General features: G+C 53.7%; 13 protein-coding genes. 3 read left to right on the top strand and 10 right to left on the bottom strand.

The window, feature by feature from the left end; all coding sequences use genetic code 11:
- Positions 1–9 precede the first annotated feature (9 nt).
- From QLH52_RS14095 to QLH52_RS14120, 6 genes are all read right to left on the bottom strand, one after another.
- The gene (locus QLH52_RS14095) at positions 10–897 is read right to left on the bottom strand and encodes a GGDEF domain-containing protein (RefSeq protein WP_033155275.1); all 888 of its coding nucleotides are present in this window, start codon (positions 895–897) and stop codon (positions 10–12) included.
- 167 nt (positions 898–1,064) lie between these two features.
- The gene (sufT, locus tag QLH52_RS14100) at positions 1,065–1,613 is read right to left on the bottom strand and encodes a putative Fe-S cluster assembly protein SufT (protein WP_033155276.1); all 549 of its coding nucleotides are present in this window, start codon (positions 1,611–1,613) and stop codon (positions 1,065–1,067) included.
- A 7-nt stretch (positions 1,614–1,620) separates the two neighbouring features.
- Entirely contained in the window at positions 1,621–2,349 is a 729-nt protein-coding gene (locus QLH52_RS14105) for an SDR family NAD(P)-dependent oxidoreductase (RefSeq protein ID WP_033155277.1), read from the bottom strand.
- Positions 2,340–3,011, bottom strand: coding sequence for an HAD family hydrolase (locus tag QLH52_RS14110; RefSeq protein WP_033155278.1), 672 nt, complete (start codon positions 3,009–3,011; stop codon positions 2,340–2,342). The genes QLH52_RS14105 and QLH52_RS14110 overlap by 10 nt, the downstream gene beginning before the upstream one ends.
- A gap of 6 nt (positions 3,012–3,017) precedes the next feature.
- Positions 3,018–3,725, bottom strand: a complete 708-nt coding sequence (ubiG, locus tag QLH52_RS14115) for a bifunctional 2-polyprenyl-6-hydroxyphenol methylase/3-demethylubiquinol 3-O-methyltransferase UbiG (protein ID WP_171695846.1) — start codon at positions 3,723–3,725, stop codon at positions 3,018–3,020.
- A 142-nt stretch (positions 3,726–3,867) separates the two neighbouring features.
- The gene (locus QLH52_RS14120; RefSeq protein ID WP_171695847.1) at positions 3,868–5,190 is read right to left on the bottom strand and encodes a TRZ/ATZ family hydrolase; all 1,323 of its coding nucleotides are present in this window, start codon (positions 5,188–5,190) and stop codon (positions 3,868–3,870) included.
- A gap of 399 nt (positions 5,191–5,589) precedes the next feature.
- Between QLH52_RS14120 and mtnA the strand changes: the two genes are divergently transcribed.
- On the top strand, positions 5,590–6,627 hold the full coding sequence (gene mtnA, locus QLH52_RS14125; RefSeq protein ID WP_319961986.1) for an S-methyl-5-thioribose-1-phosphate isomerase: 1,038 nt from the start codon (positions 5,590–5,592) through the stop codon (positions 6,625–6,627).
- The gene (cysZ, locus tag QLH52_RS14130; protein WP_319961987.1) at positions 6,621–7,355 is read left to right on the top strand and encodes a sulfate transporter CysZ; all 735 of its coding nucleotides are present in this window, start codon (positions 6,621–6,623) and stop codon (positions 7,353–7,355) included. Before mtnA ends, cysZ begins: the two co-directional genes overlap by 7 nt.
- Before the next feature lie 96 nt (positions 7,356–7,451).
- On the opposite strand, the gene pbpC is transcribed toward cysZ, so the two are convergent.
- From pbpC to QLH52_RS14150, 4 genes are all read right to left on the bottom strand, one after another.
- On the bottom strand, positions 7,452–9,752 hold the full coding sequence (gene pbpC / locus QLH52_RS14135) for a penicillin-binding protein 1C (RefSeq protein WP_319961988.1): 2,301 nt from the start codon (positions 9,750–9,752) through the stop codon (positions 7,452–7,454).
- A 301-nt stretch (positions 9,753–10,053) separates the two neighbouring features.
- The gene (locus QLH52_RS24630) at positions 10,054–10,185 is read right to left on the bottom strand and encodes a BrnA antitoxin family protein (RefSeq protein ID WP_319961989.1); all 132 of its coding nucleotides are present in this window, start codon (positions 10,183–10,185) and stop codon (positions 10,054–10,056) included.
- Between the two features lie 158 nt (positions 10,186–10,343).
- Positions 10,344–16,772, bottom strand: a complete 6,429-nt coding sequence (locus QLH52_RS14145) for an alpha-2-macroglobulin family protein (protein WP_319961990.1) — start codon at positions 16,770–16,772, stop codon at positions 10,344–10,346.
- A gap of 420 nt (positions 16,773–17,192) precedes the next feature.
- Entirely contained in the window at positions 17,193–19,592 is a 2,400-nt protein-coding gene (locus QLH52_RS14150) for a TonB-dependent receptor plug domain-containing protein (RefSeq protein ID WP_319961991.1), read from the bottom strand.
- Positions 19,593–20,012: 420 nt separating this feature from the next.
- Between QLH52_RS14150 and QLH52_RS14155 the strand changes: the two genes are divergently transcribed.
- Entirely contained in the window at positions 20,013–20,219 is a 207-nt protein-coding gene (locus QLH52_RS14155) for a DUF1289 domain-containing protein (RefSeq protein WP_101055306.1), read from the top strand.
- Positions 20,220–20,317 lie beyond the last annotated feature (98 nt).

Raw genomic sequence — 20,317 nt, forward strand, 5'->3', positions numbered from 1 at the left:
AAAACCGAATCAATATCCCACTTCTACCCGGTTTCTACCGCGTTGTTTGGCTTGATACATCGCGGCGTCGGCCCGTTTGAGCAAGAATTCCGGGCTATCGCTACCTTTTAAGGCTGCAACTCCCAAACTGGCGGTCAGATTCAACACGTCCATGCCATAAGCCAAAGTGTGCGATTCAATATCTGCGCGGATGCGCTCGCCTATCACCATCGCACCGTCGATGTCGGTATCGCTCAGCAAAATCACAAACTCTTCGCCGCCGTAACGAAACACCGCGTCGCTGCCGCGCACACTGTCTTTCAACCAGCCGGCCAATGACGACAAAGCCAAATCGCCGCAAGCATGCCCGTAATCGTCGTTGATATGCTTGAAGTGATCGACATCCACAAAAATCACCGACAAATGCTGCGAATTACGATGCGCACGTTTGATTTCGCGCAGCAAACAGTCGTTAAACGCGGTGCGGTTATTGGTTTTGGTTAAAGGGTCGGTGAATGCCATTTTCAATGCTTGCTGAAACAAGGTGGCATTTCTTAGTGGGTAAATCAGGCAACACAACAGGCTTTCCAGCATTTTCAGCTCATCTTTGCTGAAGCGATTGCTACGGGTTAGTTTCAACTCGCCCAGCTGCTGCTCTTCGACTTTTAGGGCATAGCTGCAAGAGTGGCGGGCCATCACGCCGCGTTTGAATTCCAAATCGAAATCTTCGTTGATGTATTCAAAGCCGTTATGCGGAATGGTATTTTGAATTTTGTCGCAGAAAATGGCGATCAACTCGTTGAATTCCAATGAAGTCTGCAAAGCACTACTGATATCGTAGTGATGCAAATTGACAGCGGTTGACGCTTCAAAGGTTTTATTACTGACTATCGCTAAATCGGCTGCTTTATCTCTCATGACGGTTCCCCGAGTCTTGAATCAAACTTCAAGGAGAATAAAGCCAAGAGCGTGCCAATTATTTTATATTTATAAAATACAATGACTTAAACACAAACAACCGCAGTTTTCTTCAGCAAGCGGCAATTTTCCGCCGCTTAGCTGCCGCCGCCTCCCTTTGCCGACTTTTAAAACAAACCCAACTGTACTTGCGCGACTTCCGACATCATTTCCCGCGACCAGGGCGGATCTAACACCACTTCGACATCAACCGAACTGACGCCGGGCAAGGCGCGGATGCATTTTTCCACGTCGCTTTGGATGACCGGACCCATGCCGCATCCGGGCGCGGTCAAGGTCATCTGAATATGCACATCGTTGCCACCATCGGCGTTAGGCTTGGCGCTGCAATGGTAAACCAAACCCAAATCGACGATGTTGACAGGGATTTCCGGGTCGTAGACGGTTTTCATCACTTCCCAACAGTTCTTTTCCACCGCCTTGCTGTCGGTTTCCGACACTAGGGTATGCAAATGCTGGGTTTCCTTGCCCAAGGCATCGGCGTCAATCCCGGCGATCCGTACCATATGGCCGTAATCGGTCACCACGGTGTAATTGCTGCCCAAGGCCTGATGGATGGTCACTTCCTGACCTTTACTCAAGGTGCCGTGGTTGCCGTCCGGAATGGTGACGATGTTGACGTCGCGGGTTAAAAATACAACTTCTCTGTCTGCCATAAGTTTCTTAAGGTTTGAAAGTTTGGGCGTCAATAATTTGACCGGTCTTGCCGATACTGGCGTCGCTGAATAAGTAAACATACAGCGGGTCCAAGCTGTTCATGCTTGGCAGCCTGGTTTTATCTTCGGCCGGGAAAGCTTTCTTCCGTAATGGCGAATCCACCGGTCCCGGGACCAAAGTATTAACACGGATTTTTCCAGCTGCTTCCAGTTCTAGGGCCAGAATACCGGCTAAGCCTTCCAGCGCGATTTTCGCTACGCCGTAAGCACCTGAATAAGCCTGGACTTTACGCGCCGAGGAATCGGAAATAAACACGATGGAAGCATGCTCGCTGCGTTGCAGCAAAGGCAACAACACCCGGCACAACAGGAAAGGCGCACTGAGGTTGACGTTTAAGGCATGTCCCCAATCCTTGGTTTTGTAATTGGCGATGGGGCTGTAAGCGCTAAACTCCACGGCCGCATGCAATACGCCATGCAAAGCACCGTAGCGTTGCGCTATCGCTTCGGCCATTTCTTCGTATTGCGCTTCACTGGCACCGGCCAAATCGAAGGGATACATCACCGGTTCAGGACCGCCGGCAGCGACAATCGCATCGTAGATTTTTTCCAGCTTGGGAATGCTTTTATCCAGCAGAATGATTTGCGCGCCCTGCCCGGCTAATGCCAGCGCCGCCGTGCCGCCCAGACCGCCGCCGGCTCCGGTAATCAGTAAAACCTTATTGCTTAATGACATAAATTAGCGTGTATCCATTCCATCAATTGAGGCGGCTGTTCGATCAAAGCGTCGGCACCCCAGGTATCGGGCTGATCGTCGCTTTGCAAATAACCGTATAGTGCCGCCAGGGTTTTCATATTCGCGCGTTTGCCGGCGGTAATGTCGTGTATCGCATCGCCGATATACACGCAATTCTCCGGCGCTACCCCGGCTTGACGGCAGGCGGCCAACATCGGTTCCGGATGCGGCTTGCTATTGGCAGTGGTATCGCCACTGATAATGCAGGCGGCTCGGTCGCTGAGTTGCATCGCCTCCATCAAGGGCACGGTAAAACGGGATTTTTTGTTGGTGACTACGCCCCACTTCAAACCCAGTTGTTCTATCGCTTCCAAACTATCGGCAATGCCGTGAAAAAAACGGCTATGTTCGGCGATATTCTGTTCGTAGGTATCCAGCATAAAGGCCAGCATCTGCTGCGCCAAGCTGTCTTCAACGCTCACGCAATGCCTGATCATCGGCATGGCACCGTGGGAAATGAAGGGCCGCACTGTCTCCGCAGGCGCTTCCGGAAAACCGTGGGCCAGCAGCGTCTTGTTCAAACAGGCGATCAGATCGGGTGCGGTATCGACCAAGGTCCCGTCCAGATCAAACAGCACGCAATCCAGTTTAAATCCAGTCATGCTGCGTTACTCGGGGCGCTGAAACGCCGCTATATAGTTGACGTCTATATCTTTACCCAAACTAAAGCGCTTGCTAAACGGACTGTATTCGATACCGACCATCCCTTGCAGTTCCAGTCCGGCGTTTCTAGCCATTTGCCCAAGCTCGGAAGGTTTGATAAAGGTTTTATAGTCGTGCGTGCCTTTGGGTACCATTTTCAGCACATGCTCGGCCGCGACAATTGCCAGCAACCAGGCTTTCGGCACCCGATTCAATGTCGAGAAAAACACCATGCCGCCGGGCTTAACCAGTGTTGCGCACGCGGCAATGATGGATGCCGGATCAGGCACGTGCTCCAGCATTTCCATGCAGGTGACATGATCGAAGCCGGCCGGCTGTTCCTCGGCCAGTTGTTCGGCGCTGATTTTCCGGTAACTGGCGTTGACGCCGGTTTCCAGGCCATGCAAATCGGCAATATCCAGCAAGTCTTCGCTTAAATCCACACCCAAGGCATCCGCGCCGGCTTTCGCCAAACCTTCGGTAAGAATCCCGCCGCCGCAACCGACATCCACCACCCGCTTGCCTGACAAATCGGCGTATTGCTGAATGAACTGCAAGCGCAAAGGATTGACGTCATGCAAGGTTTTAAATTCGCCGTTCGGATCCCACCAACGCTCGGCTTGCGAGCCAAACTTATGAATTTCGTGAGGATGTACGTTTTCTGTCGCTGTCATAATGCCAACCTGTTCATGGGGCTATAGTTTACTGTATTACTAGGTTATTCGTCATGTGCCAACTTCCGGCCCTGATCTTGAATTCAGTACCACGGCTTGAATGGCCTTTAACAAGGCCTCTCGGCGACTTCTAAAATGGCTGTTAATTCGCGGGATGTTCTTGCAAGCGTTCTTGCCAAAGCGTGACTTTTTGTCGCAGAGCCGGAACATCAAACGAGGTCAATTCGCGCTTGCGCAGTAACTGCTTGCCGTTAATCCAAACATCAGTCACCTGATGCCGGCCGGCGGCATAGACGATTTGCGCCAGCGGATTAAACAAGGGTTGAGTTTCCAGTTCACTCAGATCTATCGCTACCACGTCGGCCGCTTTGCCGATAACCAGTGAACCGATTTCAGCGTCCAAACCCAAGGCCTTGGCGCCGTTAATAGTCGCCATTTCCAACGCTGTCGTCGCCGATACCGCGCTGGCATCGCCTGCTACCCCCTTACCCAGCAAGGCTGCGGTACGCATTTCCGACAGCATATCCAGATCGTTATTGCTGGCGGCACCGTCGGTGCCCAAGGCCACATTGATACCCGCAGCCAGACACGCCGACACCGGACAAAAGCCACTAGCCAATTTCAAATTGGATTCCGGGCAATGCACGATGTGGCCGCCGGTTTCCGCGTAAAGTTGGATGTCCTCGCTGGACAATTGCGTCATATGCACTGCGATAAACGACGGCGTCAACAAACCCAGTTCATGTAAACGCTGTAGCGGCGTTTGGCCGTTTTTACCTTTTTGCTCGTCGACTTCGTGGGCGGTTTCGTGTAGGTGCATGTGCACGGTCAGATTCATCTCGTCGGCGTAGGTGATGACATTACGCAACGGTCCGTCCGACACGGTGTATGGCGCGTGCGGCGCAAACGAGGTGCTGATCAAAGTTTCGTGCCGGAGTTGCTCGTGGAGCGCCAAACCCTTGGTCAGATAGGCGTCCGCGTTTTCCGCCCAGACGGTCGGAAAATCGAACACGATCAAACCGATATTGGCGCGTATGCCGTGTTGCATGGCTTGTTGCGCGACGATTTCCGGAAAAAAATACATGTCATTAAAGCAGGTCGTGCCGCAGCGCAGCATCTCGGCAATCGCCAGATCGGTGCCATCCCTGACAAATGCTTCGCTGACCCATTTTTGCTCGGCCGGCCAGATATGGTTTTGCAGCCAATCCATCAGATGCAGATCGTCGGCAATCCCGCGCAGCAAGGACATCGCGGCGTGGGTATGGCAGTTAATCAAACCCGGAATCAGTGCATGCTGATCCAACACTTCGAGCTGTCGGGCTTGGTACTTTGACATGGCCTGCTCGGTCGGTAACAAATCGACAATTCTGCCGTCATCTATCACAAGACTGGCGTGCTCATGGATTTCGGACGCCGGCTCTACCGGTATTATCCAACGGGCTTGAATGAGAAGGTCGACCAGCATGGGTTCTCCCGATATGCAAAGCGGCGATTATACCTCGTTAGCCGGCTTGCTCGCCTGCGGAGAACAGCGCAGGCCGCCACCCACTCCGACCCACACCCCGATTTAATTTTGTTGAACGTCATGATGCCGGAATGGGACGGGGGCGCTTTACCGTCTCGCCTGCGCGAAAACCCAACCCCCGCGATTGTATTGACACGGATCGCAGCCAACGGGAAGTCAATATCCCCCGGCAGTAAGTGCAAAAACACCTTAAAATAGCACTCGTACAACGGACTACCGCCGCATCTGATTTGCCTTTTCAACGCAAATTGGCCGCGCTTTTACCTCAAGCGCATAGGGAAAAGAGCAGTTGCCGGGCATTTCATAACCTCCTCAAATATAGATTTAGACGAAATCATCATGACTACAACGCAAAAACTTTCCGTACAAGCCTTGCAATGGAGCGGACACAGCCTGAAAGTGCTGGACCAGCGCTTGCTGCCGGAAACCATCACTTACGACGAATACAACGATGCCGCCGGCGTTACCGAGGCCATTGCCTCAATGCGGGTGCGCGGCGCCCCGGCCATAGGCATCGCTGCCGCCTACGGCGTCGTGCTATCGGCGATGCAGCATTATCCGCAGGCCGATTGGCAAGCTGCCGTTGCCGAAGACATTCAACAACTCGCCGCGTCCCGGCCGACGGCGGTAAACCTGTTCTGGGCGCTGGATAAAATGCGCGGCTTGTTAGCGGAAAATCCGGCGGAACCGATCGCGGCGCTGAGCCAGTTGGCCGAGCAAATTCACGCCGATGACATCGCCGCCAATCACGCCATGGGCGAACGCGGCGCGGATGTCATCGGCAATGCTAAAGCGGTATTGACGCATTGCAACGCCGGCGCGCTGGCCACCGGCGGTTACGGCACCGCACTGGGCGTGATCCGCAGCTTGCACAAGCGCGGTCAATTGCACAACGTCTACGCCGACGAAACCCGGCCCTGGCTGCAAGGCGCGCGTTTGACGGTGTGGGAATTGGCGCAGGACGGTATTCCGGCTACGCTGATCGCCGATTCGGCGGCGGCCTGGCTGATGAAATCCGGCAAAATCGATTGGATCATCGTGGGCGCCGACCGCATCGCCGCCAACGGCGACGTGGCTAACAAGATCGGCACCTATTCGCTGGCGGTGTTGGCAAAACAGCACGGGGTGAAAATGATGGTAGCTGCACCCTCCTCCACCTTCGATTTCAGCATGGAGAACGGCGACAGTATCGAAATCGAACAACGCAATCCCAAAGAATTATTGGCTGATTGTTACGTAGAGGACGGCTCTCTGGTGAACGCCTGGAACCCGGTATTCGACGTCACCCCGGCCGCCCTGATTAGCGCCATCGTCACCGAACGCGGCGTGGTTATCGATCCCGGCCTGCACGGGGTAAGGAGCTTGGCACCATGTTAAATATACCGCGCGGCAATAACCCTGTCTTTGCGCTGACCTGCTTGTGGCAGGGCGTGAAAATGCTCACCCACCCCGAATTGCGCAAATACCTATTGATACCTTTGTTCATCAATATGGTGTTGTACACCGGCGCCTTCGTGCTGGGCTACCATTCGGTATCGGCTTTGATTCATTCCTTTATCCCGGACTGGTTGTCATGGCTAAATTGGATTTTATGGCCGCTGTTTTTTGTCAGCTTTTTAGTGATCGGCTTCTTTACCTTCACCCTGTTTGCCAATCTGATCGCCGCGCCGTATTACAGCCAGCTAGCCGCTAAGACGCTGCAACTGATCAGCGGCGGCAGCGTGGTCAAAGCCGAACTGCCTTGGGATAAGGTGTTTTTCGGCGAATTGCGCCGGGTCGGCTATCTGTTGCTGCGCGTCTTGCCCTTGCTGCTGCTGTTTTTGATTCCGGTCGTCAATCTGATCGCGCCCTTTGTATGGGCGGTGTTTGCGGCCTGGGGCATCGCGATGGAGTTTTTGGCGTATCCGCTGGAAGAACGCGGCCTGCCGTTTCCCGAACAAAAACAATTCATGCAACAAACCCGTTGGGGCGTATTAAGCTTCGGCGGCTTGACCGGCCTGGGTTTGACGCTGCCTATCGTGAATTTATTAATGGGCCAAGCTGCTGTGATAGGTGCGACGATTTATGTATACCGTTTGTCGGAGGCCGAGCAGACGCCTGATTAGCGTTGCATTCCGAAATCAAATAAACCGTGCTTTCAAATCCATATTATTGAGTGACGGCCAACACCTAAACCTCGCTAGCGTAGAGTAACTCGTAGCCTATTCTACCCGTGTTGCATCAACCACTAAACTTGACGAGAGCCCTTGATCGTCAACCACGACGATCTCGACGCGGCCGGGTTTCGCCGGCCACAACACAGTAGCACCTTCACCTACAAAACTATCGTCTACAAACCAAAATAAACGATGCTGACCACCGGCGGCGATAGCGCTGAATTCAATGCCGTTTTGCTGCCCGCCGCGTACCGGATAGCTCACCCCTGGTTGCGGAGACACTATTTTGGGCGAATCGATTACCACATCGACAGCTGGACTTTGCTCGCATAAGCGTTCGAAAGGTGGCGGATTGTCATGGCGGATGCCGGCCTGACGGAACGCCTCCAACTCGTCACTATCCCAAAATTCAGCGACACGGGTTTCGCCTGGCGTATCGTCTTCCGGGCACTTTCGTAAGCCGTTGGCCGGGTTGATACGTATCGATCTATGCAAGGTGCAGGTTTTAATTGGCGACACGCCTGGAATAATCCAGCCTTCCTTGCGATGTGGGCACCAATCAGATACCGGTTGTCCCGACAACGGGCAGATTTCGATGCGTTTCAACCCAGGTGGCGGAATTTTATCGACAGGACTCGGCCGCTCCATGGCGACGGCATCCAGAATATCGAACAACAGCGGCCCTAGCAATTCTCGTCCGACCAAGTGGCGGTTGGGGCTGCCGTCAAAATTGCCGGCCCAGACACCGACCAGCAAATCGCCCATGACGCCTATGGCCCAGGCATCTTTCAGGCCGGAAGACGTACCGGTTTTCCACGCGACGGCCCGTTGTCGACCGAAACTGCGTCCGCCAAAACTGCGTTGCGGGCGTGGATTGCTTTCCAGCATTTCGCCGACTAGAAACGCCGATTCCGGCGTCAACAGCGGCTTACCTGCAGGTTGATCCTCCTGATTCAACCACCGTAATTCCCGCAACTCACCGGCATTGGCCAACATGCCGTACAGTTTCATTAAATCCTCCATGGAGATCTCTGCTCCACCTATCGCTAGACTCAGCCCGTAATTGGCGGCCTGTTTGGGGATATTTATGCCGGCCTGAAGTAGAAATTGGTGAAACGTCGGTTTTTGCAACTGCGCCAACAGGCTGATAGCCGGAATATTTCGGCTGCGCACCAAGGCCTCGGTGGCCGACAGCGGGCCGTAGAAGTTACGCTCGAAGTTTTCCGGTTGGTAGTCGCCCAGACGCAACGGCGTATCCTTTAGACGAGTATCCGGCGTGATCAGACCTTGAGTGATGGCCTGAGCATAAATGAAGGGCTTCAAGGTAGATCCTGGCGAACGCGGCGATTTCAAGCCATTGACGTAACCATGAATATCGGCGTTGAAATAATCCGCCGAACCAACATAGCCCAACACCGCCATACTCGGCGCATGCAACACCATCACACTGGCGTTGGCTACGCCCTGTAATCTATGTTGACGCAGAAAACCGCCCAGCAATTCCTCGCTTAGTGCCTGCACGGTGCCATCCAACGTTGACGACAAGGTTGCCGATTCAGGATGTAGACTATGCAATCGTTCGGCGAAATGTGGCGCGCCGAACGGCAGCTCCTTACGCGACCTGAACCAGAGACGGTCGAATCCGGGATCGTTACCGTATGCCGCCTGCCAGGCCAAGTGCAGCCTTTGCCGTGCAGCAGGATTCATAGGTGCCCTTGCGTGGGGGTTTTGCGGTATCAGCGCCAGAGCCCGCGCCTCGTCTTGATTGAGCGCCGAAACCGGCTTGTGGAAATAAACCCAGGCCGCCGCGCCGGCGCCCTCAATGTTGGCGCCATAGGGCGCCAGATTAAGATAGGCTTCCAACAATGCCGTTTTAGTGAAATGCCGCTCCAACCACAAGGCATAAGCCATTTGCTTTAACTTGCCGTCTACGGTATCGGTCTTCAAGCGCCAGCGCTGCCGCGCTAATTGCATGCTCAGCGTAGATGCGCCCATCCGACGATCTTGCGTGATCAAACTGCTCCACACCGCCCGCAACAGCGACACCGGATTGATACCGGGATGCTGGTAAAACCAGCGGTCTTCGTAATGCAGCGTCGCATCTTGCAAGGATTGCGGCAGTTCTGCCAATGGCGTCCACAGCCGGTATTTTTCGTCGGACGTTAGACTCAATCGCAGCAAGCGACCATCGTTGTCGGTCACGACATACGAGCCGTTGGCTCGGTTGACCAACAACGGTTGCGGGCTAAAGCCCTGTGCCAGCCAGATCAGCAATGTCAGTAAAACCGTCGCCAACAGCAGGCGTTTGGCCGGCGAGGATTTCAAAACCTTGGCGGTAAATTTCATTAGTTTTGGTGAAATAGAGACCAAGCGGCGACAATTCACCTCCATTTTGAGAGATTTTGTCGGCGCATCTAACCTGATCCGTTAAGCAAATATTGCCTGACCGTTGCCTAGCAGTTTGGAAAAAAAATTCAGCCCGCGACCCAGCATCCAGCGTTCGCCGTTTAACCGCCGCCCAATTTTCGGCATTTTCGTACCAGGCAATCCCCACTTCCATACCTTACTTGAGGTTTTTTCCGCACGTAAACCTTCGATAAAGCTGGACTCCAGAGCTTCCAGGAATCCTGTTCAATATGGCTGTTTATTAATCCGCCGCATGCTCATTAAGCCAGCCTTTCAGCACATCATTCATCCGCGTTTGCCAGCCACAGCCTCTGGCAAGGAAGGCCTCCAGTACATCCTTATCGAAACGAGCAATAGCTGGTGATATGAGCAAGGTTGCCCGGCAGATGCACGAAGGTCAATACCATTAACAAATGGAATAAATAGGTAAACGATTGCGGCGGCTTTAGCCGTTGCGTTGCGTTCCCGCATCCAAGCGATAAAGAACAATTGAGTACGCAATCAGCATCCATAAAGTATCTTCCTTTTTTATTATTCATCTACCTTCACCACGTCCCCCAATCCTCTAAACAAAATCTCGCTGTCATACATCCCCTCTGCAAACACAGGCGGCACCTTGTAAGTGCCTGAGTTCAAGGGCTTCAAGCGGAACTCAAAATATTTTTCGCCGCCGTCCAGCGCGCCGAACATCACTAAACGATCTTCCTGTACGTCGATGTAATCCGGCTGCCAGAGCGGTTTCTTGTCTATAGGCAGCGACTTGCGCTCGGCCAAGCCTTGCTCGCTCAGGTCGATTTCGAAACCGCCGGGGATCAGCATCACCACCGCCACGTCCTTCATCGCCCGATCAGGATGCAGGCCCACCCGAACGTACAGCTTGTCCTGCAATCCGATGTGGTCGACTTTTTCGCCTTTATCGTTGAGCAACTGCCTGGTAATGCTGAGCTTTTCGACGATGGCTGTGGCGGGCGCGGCTTTGTCGTAGCCACGTTCGCTAAGCTGGTAGTACAGATTCCAACTGCCTTCACCGCGAATTTCCAAAGGCCGCAGCGCCGGCGTCAGCATGGCACTCTTGATGGTTTTGCCTTCCAGGGCCAGTTGTGCCAGCGGCGTGCCGGCCAACACCGTAAAGGTTTTTTGCTGATCCTGTTCAAAGCGCGTCCACAAGCTGCCCAGGCCCAGCAAAGCCATCGATCCACGGAACGAGTTCATCCGCTGTTTGACCAAATCCTGGCCCAGCTCCAGCAGATAGCGGCCGAATTGCGGGTCCTGACTGTCGATCAACTCCGGCATGTGCTTGCCGACCAAATACAGGTATAGACTCAGATCTTCCGGATTGTTATGAATGTCCTTGGGCAACAAGCCGCTGGATTTCCATTGTCGCTGGAATTCGCCGAAATGGCGGTCGGCATCCTGATCCAGATGATGCAGCTTGTAGGCGGCACCAATGAAGAAACGGCTGCGGCTAGCTATTGCGTTTCCGCTGCTTTTGCTTTGCGCCTGCAGATCGGCTTCGAAAGCCCGCAAGCGTTCGGCCACATTCCGGCCGCTTCGAGCCAACAGATAGAACGCATAGGCTTTGGCGTCGTGTTGCAGGAATTGGTATTGCCGGGATTGGGCATACTCGTCGGCAAAACCCAGCGCGCGTTCCAGCATCGCTTCCGGGACCTGATGGCCGCGCTCCTTGGCTTCCATCAACATATGGGTGGCATACATCGAGTAAAACGGCATGCCTTCGTCCGCCACCGTCCAATAACCAAAACTGCCGTCATGCCTCTGCCGGGTTTGCAGGGTGTGAATGCTGCGGCCAAGCAATTGCTGAACGTCGTCGGCCGACAAACCCAATTCAGGATTGGTGCCCAACACCACCGCTGGGAAGGCTTGGCTGGTGATCTGTTCGGTACAACCGTAAGGATAGTGTTTCAGATAATCGACGATGCCGCGCAGATAGGCTGCCGGCGTCATGGACACTGAAAACTCCACATGCCGTTGGGCGTCATACATGTCGCGTTTCACGTCCAACTGGCGCACATTGCCCTTGCGCTGTTCCTCTATGGTCAGCACCCCACCTTGCAGCGTCGTGAGTAAGGGTTGCGACGGCCGGATGCTGATTTCCTCGCGGTAATCGGCGCTCTTGTCGGCGCCAGAGACCTGGTAATGCACATCGACGGGACCGAGTTTGTTGTCCTTGACCTTGGCATGGAAACGCACCGTGCCATCCTGGCCCTGAGCCAGCGTCAGAATTTGCGGATTGGGTGACAACAATTCCAACGAATCGCCGGCGGCGACATTGACTTGCAAGGGCAGATTGCCGGCTGCGCCGCTATTGTTGGCGACGAGTACGCCCATGTCGAACTCGTCGCCTGGCGCGGCAACATAGGGTTGCTGCGGCTGGATCACGTAAGCCTGGCTGGCAACGCTGCTCGCCACCGGCACCGCCAGTTTGCCGGCATTGGCCGCCACGGCGATCACGCGGATTTTGCCATTGAAATAATCCGGCACTGGAATCGCCAGGCTGTGTTCACCAGGCTGAGCGTCGATGATGCCGGACCAGAACGCCATAGGCGGTTTGTGTTTGCGGGCGAAGGGATTTTTATATTTACCCAGCTGCGCATCCTCATCGCCGCCCGGCGCAGATAGATGCTGTACCAAGGCAAAATCCGGCAAGATCAAATCCAGAATCTGGTGGCTTTTAACCTGCAAGGCGCGTTTGCGGAAGAAATAATCCAACGGTGCCGGATTCTGATAATGGGCAAACTGCAAAATGCCCTCGTCGACTGCGTATAACACCAATTTGGTCGGTTCCTTGACACGGTAGCCCACATCCAGCGTTTTGCCGGGTTGCACGGTCTCCGGCACCTTAAGTGCTATCTCCTGGGTATAGCGTTGTTTGGAGATATTGAACGGCACCACGCCATAGCTGAGCGGACTCATGTAAATTTCCCGCGAATCCAGCGAACGAACGAAAGCCACCGACAGATAGGCGTTGCCGCTGATATTTTTCGGCAACACGACGCGCTGGCGGGAGGCAGTGGTGCTGGTCTTGAACCATTGGCTGGTGAGTACGCCGTCCTGTTCGACGGTAATCAAACCCGCGCCCTGATACGGCGCGACCATTTGTACTTCCAGAGTTTCGCCGGGTTGATACTCGGTCTTATTCAGGGTCAGATTCAGCTCGGCGTTGTGCTCGATGTTGCGGGTGACGTTGCCGGCACCGGCGATGGTGTAATCGACTCGGTTCAGTTCCTCGCCCTGGGTGTTTTTGAAGATTACATAGAAACGGCCGGGGTTGTCGCTGGGCAAGATCAAGTCGGCCATGCCCTTGGTCAAGATCAGCGGCAGAGTTTTGCGCAGTTCCTGGCGTTGCATGGACTGGTATTGATACAAGCCGTCGTTGCGTTTAACCAGCGTCGAAACATAGCGGGTTTCGAATATCTCGGCATTCAATGTTTCGGTTTGCCGTGGCTGAAAGTCGCTGCCCAGAGCCAGCAAATCCAGCTTGCGCTTACTGTCCTTGGCAATGAAATCCAGACTGCCATCGGGTTTATAACCCAACATATAAGCCTGTTTGGACACCAGCGCCGAAGTCATGGCCACCACCGAGCGGCCCGAGCCTTTCTCGAAGCCCTCCCCGGCCAGCGCTATTTCGTAGACCGGTTCGGCAACGCTTGCCAGAGGCAGGTCAAATACGGCTTCGCCCTGGGCGTTGGTCTTGGTTTCACCCAACTCTTGAGGCACATCAGGGATGCTATCCGTCGCAGAACGCCGGAAACGGTAATCGGCATAACCCGGCACTTGGCCTGACCAAGACCTTGCGGTCAATTGCAGTTTGGCGCTATTGCCTTCGGCCGGGGTGCCGAACAGGTTGCGGACCGTGACTTTGGCCTTGGCAGCATCAGGGGATAGCCACCCCTTGGCCGGCGCGGCGGGAATCTCAGTTTTGACCTGCAAGCGATCAGGCTGAAACTCCTCTATTCTGACCTTGGTGCTGCCCAACGACTTTTTACTCTTGTCAGCAACGATCAACTCCACGCGATAGGTACCGGTCTTGCCGGCGGCTGAACTGGTCCAGGCGATTTCCTCGAAACCTTCGGCGCCGAAACTCAAGGTTTTGCTCCAGACTTCCTGATTTTCCGGGTCGCTGATCACGGCTTTCAAAGGCAAACCGGCCGGCAGCGCCGACCAATCGCGTTTGCGCAAAATCGCACCGATTTTCAGCGTGTCGCCGGGCCGGTAGATGCCGCGATCCGAGAACAAAAAGGCTTGCAGGCTGTCGGCATTATCGCGCAGGCCGTCTATATCGAAGCGCGACACATCCAGCTGTCGGTTGCTACGGTTAAACGGCAGAAAGCTCAGGTCGCCGTCTTTCTCTGCCAAATAAACGGTCGGGGTTTTCTCATCTTTTAGGCCTTCGGTAGTCGGAAAGATGACTTTGCCTTGTGCGTCGGTCTTGCCGGAAAACACCGCCACGCCGTTCTTGCCCAGCAGCGACACTTGCACGCCAGCGACCGGCTGGCCGCTGCGAAAGGACATTACAAATACTTCTTGCTTGCCGTCGGAGGCGGTTTTAACCAACAGCCCCATATCGGTCAGCAGCACCAGACGTTTATCGGTGCCGAGCACTGGTACTTCGCTTGCCGAGCCGGCGCACTCTGCTTGGCTTTGCTCATCCTCGTCGCCCGGCTCGATAAGCTCCGCATTCTCGTTTTCAACATCGTCAACGGCTGAAGTTTCTTCGCTACATGCTTTGGAGGCTTCGGGCTTTTTTTCCCCTACCGACAGAATGAACAAGCCTCGCGGCGGAAAGCCTTTGTCGCGAGTAAAACGGCCGAAGTCCACCGCGAAATACTGGCGTTCCATTTCCTTGCCGGCGGGTAAAGCCTGGTCGTAACCGAATTTCTCGGCGAAATGCTCGATTGGCAGGCTGAAGCTGGGATTTTCGAAATTACCGGAGGTGAAATGCACGACATGGTGCATGTTGTGCGGTAACACCCTTTGCAACTCCACGTGCACGTTTTGCACGCCGCGCGCGGTAACGCCCAATTGTTTATTGCCGCTGAGACTGAGCAAGGCACCTTCGTGGAGGATTTTCAGCTCGCGTTGATTAGCGCCCAATTCCTGTAAATAGCGGGCGTCGCCGCTCAGTTTAAAACCGTCCAGGCTTTCGATGCCTTTGTTGACCTTGACCAACAACCGGCTATTTTCCGGAGCCGCGAAACTCAAATGCTGAACCGTAGGATCTTCACTACCCGATTCGCGCCATTTTAACGCCGCCGGCGTCGACATTTTAATGACGTCGGAGTCGATCTGATTGGCGCTTTGCCATTCGGCAACATCTTTTTCGGCGCAAAACTTGGGTCTGACGGGATTTTTGATCCGGCAATCCGGCAACACGTAGACTTCGACGGCTTTTTCCAACCCGGCCGGGTCTTTCAGTGCAATATTGGTTTTCAGCACAAGCAAACGTTCGATACTGTCATCTTGCTTGATGACACTTTGGACAGCCAGACTTTCTATTTTCAAATAATCCAGTGCGCTGGGCACGGCCAGTACGCCGATTGCTTCCTGCTTGCTCGGCTCGCCGCCGCTTTGGGCAACGACGCCTTTATCGACAACGATCTTGATTTCGCTCGGATCGTCGACCAAGTGTAATGCCGTGGTTTTCAGATAGGCCAGTTTGGGATTTTTGTCGTCGTAGCTAAGCTCGTAGCCGATCGCATCCTGGAACGTTCTAGCCGGCAAACGCCGCGACCACACCGCTGTTTTGGCGGCCAAACCATCGCGTTGCGGTGGATAATTGAAAGTCAGGATGGCCGTGGCGCGTTTAATCTTGGCATCTATCGGGTCGTTGTAAAGCCGAACATTGCCGACCGACACAGTTAGATCCGGCATCGTCACGTAGCCGGAATACTGCGGCTTTTCAAACTTCAGCGCCGGAAAGGCCGATTGCTCAAGCTTGACTTCATATGCTTGGCCGGGTTTCAACGCATCCGCCGCCTTCGGGGTAAAAACCAAATCGCCATCGCCTTTGGATTCTCCATAGAACCATTGTCCTTCCATTTCGGGCACGATGCGGACGCCGGCAGCCACGGGCTCGCCGGCCTTGGTTTTCTTGACAGACTCTGTCAAATCCGTACCTCTGAGCCGAACACTGATTTTGCCGTCGTATTGATTGGCCCAGATATCGGTGACGCTGGGAGTAACGGCTTTCGGCGCATCGAACTTATCCCAATCCCCCCGTATCATCGGCAACTCGCATTCGGCACCAGTTGCCAATTCAGCTTCGGTCGCGGCCTGATTGACAGCCAGCAACCACACTTTGCCGGCTTTAAAGCTTGCTTTAATAACAGAATCCTCGGCCGGACGCAGCAGTTGGTCGCTACTGGCCTTAATACGCACGCCTTGACTGGCACGAATTTCTATCGCCGTGCCGTTGGCCATCGCGACGCTGAAAGAAGGACGGGCTAAAGGATAATTAAACTCCAAGTTAAATTCCAACGAACGCCGCAAGGGTGCGTCGTGACTATCGACCCATTGGCATTCGTGGCGAATCATTTGCAATTCGGGAGTATGGAATTTTAGATCGGCTTGCTCCAGCTTGTAGCTGGGATGCAATTTCACGTCAGCCAAAGAAATTTTCAGATTAGTATCAGGCGTAATCGTCTGTCTCGCCGGAAAAAACGCCAACCGCGACGGATCCTGCCACCGCCACACACCCTCCATGGCCGGTTCCAGTTGCGGAATCCCGTCCTTCAAAGGCAAACTTTTGTCATCCGGTGGCGCGATGGCATCGGTAAAATTCAGTACCAACACCGGCGTCCAGTGTTGATGGTTCAACAGATATATCATCGGCGGAGCGACGCTTTTGCTATCCTCTCGGCAACCGTTCAGCATCAATAACAGCCAGGCTAAGGCCACTAAACCGCTTAAAAATCCCTTGCGTAGCGAGATAGTTAACATCGACTTTTCCTTTTGATCTACTTTGGAGGGCGCCTTTCTCCCCAACAATACAATACTGAGGCGAATAGACTAACGACTGGCCGGACATTTCCGAAAATCCGAGCGCTTACACCATCGCTTCGCTGAGGACTCACAAACCATGCCTATTGGCCGACAAGCATAGACCATCCGTTATTTTTGTCGCCAAACGAATTTTGCTGACCTGCAATGGTGCCGCCGAAAGAGAAGTTCAGCGACTGTGACACCATGTTTACTCGTGTCTTTGGAATCCTTGCCGAACGTTACCCACCGAAAACTTTCACAATTTCTGCCAGACCAAAGCCGGTATTTTCCAATCATTGTGTCAAAACCCACCTGGGTCGTGACACAACAATCAAATAGCTTCGTTCAATCAATTTCCACTGAGTCTCACACTCGGCATTAAAACTTGATCGTCAAGCCCACAAACGCCGAGCGGCCCATGCCTGCGATGTTTCTGCCCCAAGGCACCGTGACATTGGCGGCTGCGGTGGGATTCATGCCGTAGCGGTCGCCCAGATAGGCGCCTGCCAATGGATGGTAATACTGTTTATCCAGCACGTTATCCAGACCCACATCAAACCGCACTTTGCCCCATTCGTAGCCGGTGCGGGCGTTTAACAAAATGTACGCCGCCGTCTCGGTTTCGTTGCGGATGGCCTGTACATCGTCTTTACCGTCGACGAATTGCATTTCTATGGCGCTTTGCCAGCTGCTCAAACGGTGATCCAAGCTCAGTTTCATATTAAACGGCATCATGTGATACAGATTGCCGCCGTCCATGCGCTCGCCACGCACGTAACTCATGGTGGTATGGGCCGCAAATTCACCGACGGTTTGGTCTTTATAAATCCGCGTCCGGCCGGATACATCCATCCCCCACAGCCGGACGTCGTGATTGGCATATTGCAGATAGACGAAGCTGTTGGTGGCGGTTTGAGGTGTGGCTTTGCAACCGCTGGCCGCCGCATTGGAAGCACTGACGCAGCGGTCCGCATCGATGAAATTGTTCACGTAGGTGAAATACGGCGTGACATTCAGTTCCCACAGATTATTTTTCGGTTCGTGGAATGCGGCGGTCAAGCTGACGGTGTGCGCGGTTTCCTCGGTTAAATCCATATTGCCGACGTAGCCGTTGCCGTCGCCATGCCAGCCTATCATCGCCATGTCCATGTTGCGCGCCCCCCATACGTAGCGTTCGTATAAATTAGGCGCGCGGTTTTTCCGGGCGTAGCCCAATTCGTATTGGCTCATGTCGTTGGGGGTGAATTGCACCAGAGCTGTGACATCGAAAGTATCGTTACTGCGTTCTCGGTCGCGGGCATTGAAGGCATTGGCGGCGTTTAATGCAGTGATTGCCCCGGCTCTATCCACCGTACGAGTCGGACCGGTGTTGATCAAATCGGGGTTGTAGGGTTGAACATCGCCGGTATTGGTGGTGGTGTGATCGTAACGTAGACCCAACAAGCTACGCCATTTGGCATCCCAATTGGCTTCCCACTCGCCAAAAAAGCCCACCCGGTCGCGTTCGCCGTTGTTGATGTTCAAATAAGCTTCCGGCGCCATCATCCAATAGGCGCTGCGGGCGTCGGTGTTATTGGCGGCAATGCTGGTATTGGTGTGGACCGCCGGCCAGTAATCGTTGATTTTGTTGCTGTGATATTCGTTGCCGATGCGGAAGGTGTCGCGTTTGTTGAACGGAATTTCCGCTTGGATTTTATACCCCAGGTTGCGGCCGCGAGTTTCCATCGGCATCTGATCGTTGGGCGGCGCAAAGGTGCCGCCGCTGGCGGTGCCATCCAGAAACTGGCTGTGTTTGTCCTCGCCAATGTCCATGCTGTGCTGGGTGCTTTCGAAATAGAATTTGCTCTCCAGCGAACCCCAATCGAAACTGCCCTTGTGCATGATATTGCCGAAGATGCTGTCGTTGTTGGTCAAGTCCATCCGCTGATTGGGAAAGCCTTGGAACGGAATATGCTGCTGACCGCCACGGATGACGACCAAATGTTTATCGGTTTTGAACGACAAGGCCGCCGAGTGGTTTTGGTTTTCATAAGCCGTGGATTTGACGATCTGGCCGTTGCCGTCGTTGTAATTCATGCTTTCGGTGTGCGAACCGGTATAGTCCAGCCGCACGTTTTGCGTCGCCACGCCGGCAGCGATGCTGCCGCCAAAGGCGTCGCCGTTGCTGCGGTAAAACGAGGATACGCTGCCGTCCAGCAAAATATCCTTGCCCGGCTCGGCAAATACCGGATCGGGCGTTTGCACGGAAATCGTGCCGCCGATACTGTCGCCGCCCAAGCTCACCGGGGTAACACCGGTCAAGATGGTGATCTTGCCGATATTGCTGCGGTCGATATATGACAACGGCGGATTCATGTGGTTGGCGCACGCCGAGGTCAGCGTCATACCGTTGATGTCGATTTTCACCCGGTCGTCGTTCAAACCGTGTATCACCGGCAAACTGGACACACCGCCGGCACCGTATAAACTCACCCCAGGCGTATCTTCCAGTAGTTTGGCGGTATCGCTGACCGCCGCGCGCTTGCTGGTGAGAATATCCGCTTCCATGTCTGAAGCATTTAACGCTTTTACCCCTGGAAACTTGTCGGTGACGATGACTTTTTCCAGTACCACTTCATCATCCAGTGAGTTTTCGATTGTGTCATCGGCGCTAACCGCCGAGCTAAAGCCGAGAGGCAGCATGCCAGTCGCCAACAAACCCAATAAGCCGAGACCTGTTGTTACTGACGAGGGGACGTGCCGGACCGTTTGTTGATTGTCTGTGCAGATTTTTTTCATAATTCGCCTTTCGAAAGTCAAAAATAACGTCAATTTGCTATTGCTCCCTACCAAGATCATCAAGACCTTTCCACTCTTGAAACCGTCAAAAAAGCTGGAATTCTGTGAAATGTCGAAACAGTTTTTATGATTGACTACTGCCGGAAGCCTGAAGCGGTCAATTAGCTATAACAAATTAAAGCGAACTATATTGTAATATTAGAATTATTTAATTCAAGTTATTGAACTATGTTATTTAACTTAATATTTGATAAATTTCAATAACTTATGCTGCCATGACAACAGTGATCAAAACAACGTAAGCAGTAATTTGCCAAACATCAGAATCGAAAGACCCGATGTTAGCGTTAAGTTTTGCGGTAACTCACTGCCGCCACTTACAATAATCACCATTTAGCCATTAACCTTTGAGAACACTCTATGAAATACCAACCTTGTATCGACCAATGCACATCCGAAGGCACCCACTGCGGCGGTTGCGGCAGATCGCACCAGGAAATCACCGACACCAAAAAATTGGTGTCATCGGTCGTGGAGTTTATCCGGGAGCATGACTACGAAAATCCCGAAGACTTTGTGGAACGGATCAGTAAAAGCATTTTGAAAAAGCTGCAAAAAACTGCCTGACCGTTACGAATTGATTGCGCCCCACTTCAACAAGGAGCGATCAGTAAAAAAAACGCCCTTAACGGGCGTTTTTGCTAACCAAGCCTTGCAACCGGCTA

Source organism: Methylomonas defluvii (assembly GCF_033949435.1).
Taxonomy (GTDB): domain Bacteria; phylum Pseudomonadota; class Gammaproteobacteria; order Methylococcales; family Methylomonadaceae; genus Methylomonas; species Methylomonas defluvii.

What these genes read in the sequence shown, in the direction of transcription:
- QLH52_RS14095 (WP_033155275.1), bottom strand. Translation starts at nt 897, where the DNA reads ATGAGAGATAAAGCAGCCGATTTAGCGATAGTCAGTAATAAAACCTTT.
- sufT (WP_033155276.1), bottom strand. Translation starts at nt 1,613, where the DNA reads ATGGCAGACAGAGAAGTTGTATTTTTAACCCGCGACGTCAACATCGTC.
- QLH52_RS14105 (WP_033155277.1), bottom strand. Translation starts at nt 2,349, where the DNA reads ATGTCATTAAGCAATAAGGTTTTACTGATTACCGGAGCCGGCGGCGGT.
- QLH52_RS14110 (WP_033155278.1), bottom strand. Translation starts at nt 3,011, where the DNA reads ATGACTGGATTTAAACTGGATTGCGTGCTGTTTGATCTGGACGGGACC.
- ubiG (WP_171695846.1), bottom strand. Translation starts at nt 3,725, where the DNA reads ATGACAGCGACAGAAAACGTACATCCTCACGAAATTCATAAGTTTGGC.
- QLH52_RS14120 (WP_171695847.1), bottom strand. Translation starts at nt 5,190, where the DNA reads ATGCTGGTCGACCTTCTCATTCAAGCCCGTTGGATAATACCGGTAGAG.
- mtnA (WP_319961986.1), top strand. Translation starts at nt 5,590, where the DNA reads ATGACTACAACGCAAAAACTTTCCGTACAAGCCTTGCAATGGAGCGGA.
- cysZ (WP_319961987.1), top strand. Translation starts at nt 6,621, where the DNA reads ATGTTAAATATACCGCGCGGCAATAACCCTGTCTTTGCGCTGACCTGC.
- pbpC (WP_319961988.1), bottom strand. Translation starts at nt 9,752, where the DNA reads ATGAAATTTACCGCCAAGGTTTTGAAATCCTCGCCGGCCAAACGCCTG.
- QLH52_RS14145 (WP_319961990.1), bottom strand. Translation starts at nt 16,772, where the DNA reads ATGTTAACTATCTCGCTACGCAAGGGATTTTTAAGCGGTTTAGTGGCC.
- QLH52_RS14150 (WP_319961991.1), bottom strand. Translation starts at nt 19,592, where the DNA reads ATGAAAAAAATCTGCACAGACAATCAACAAACGGTCCGGCACGTCCCC.
- QLH52_RS14155 (WP_101055306.1), top strand. Translation starts at nt 20,013, where the DNA reads ATGAAATACCAACCTTGTATCGACCAATGCACATCCGAAGGCACCCAC.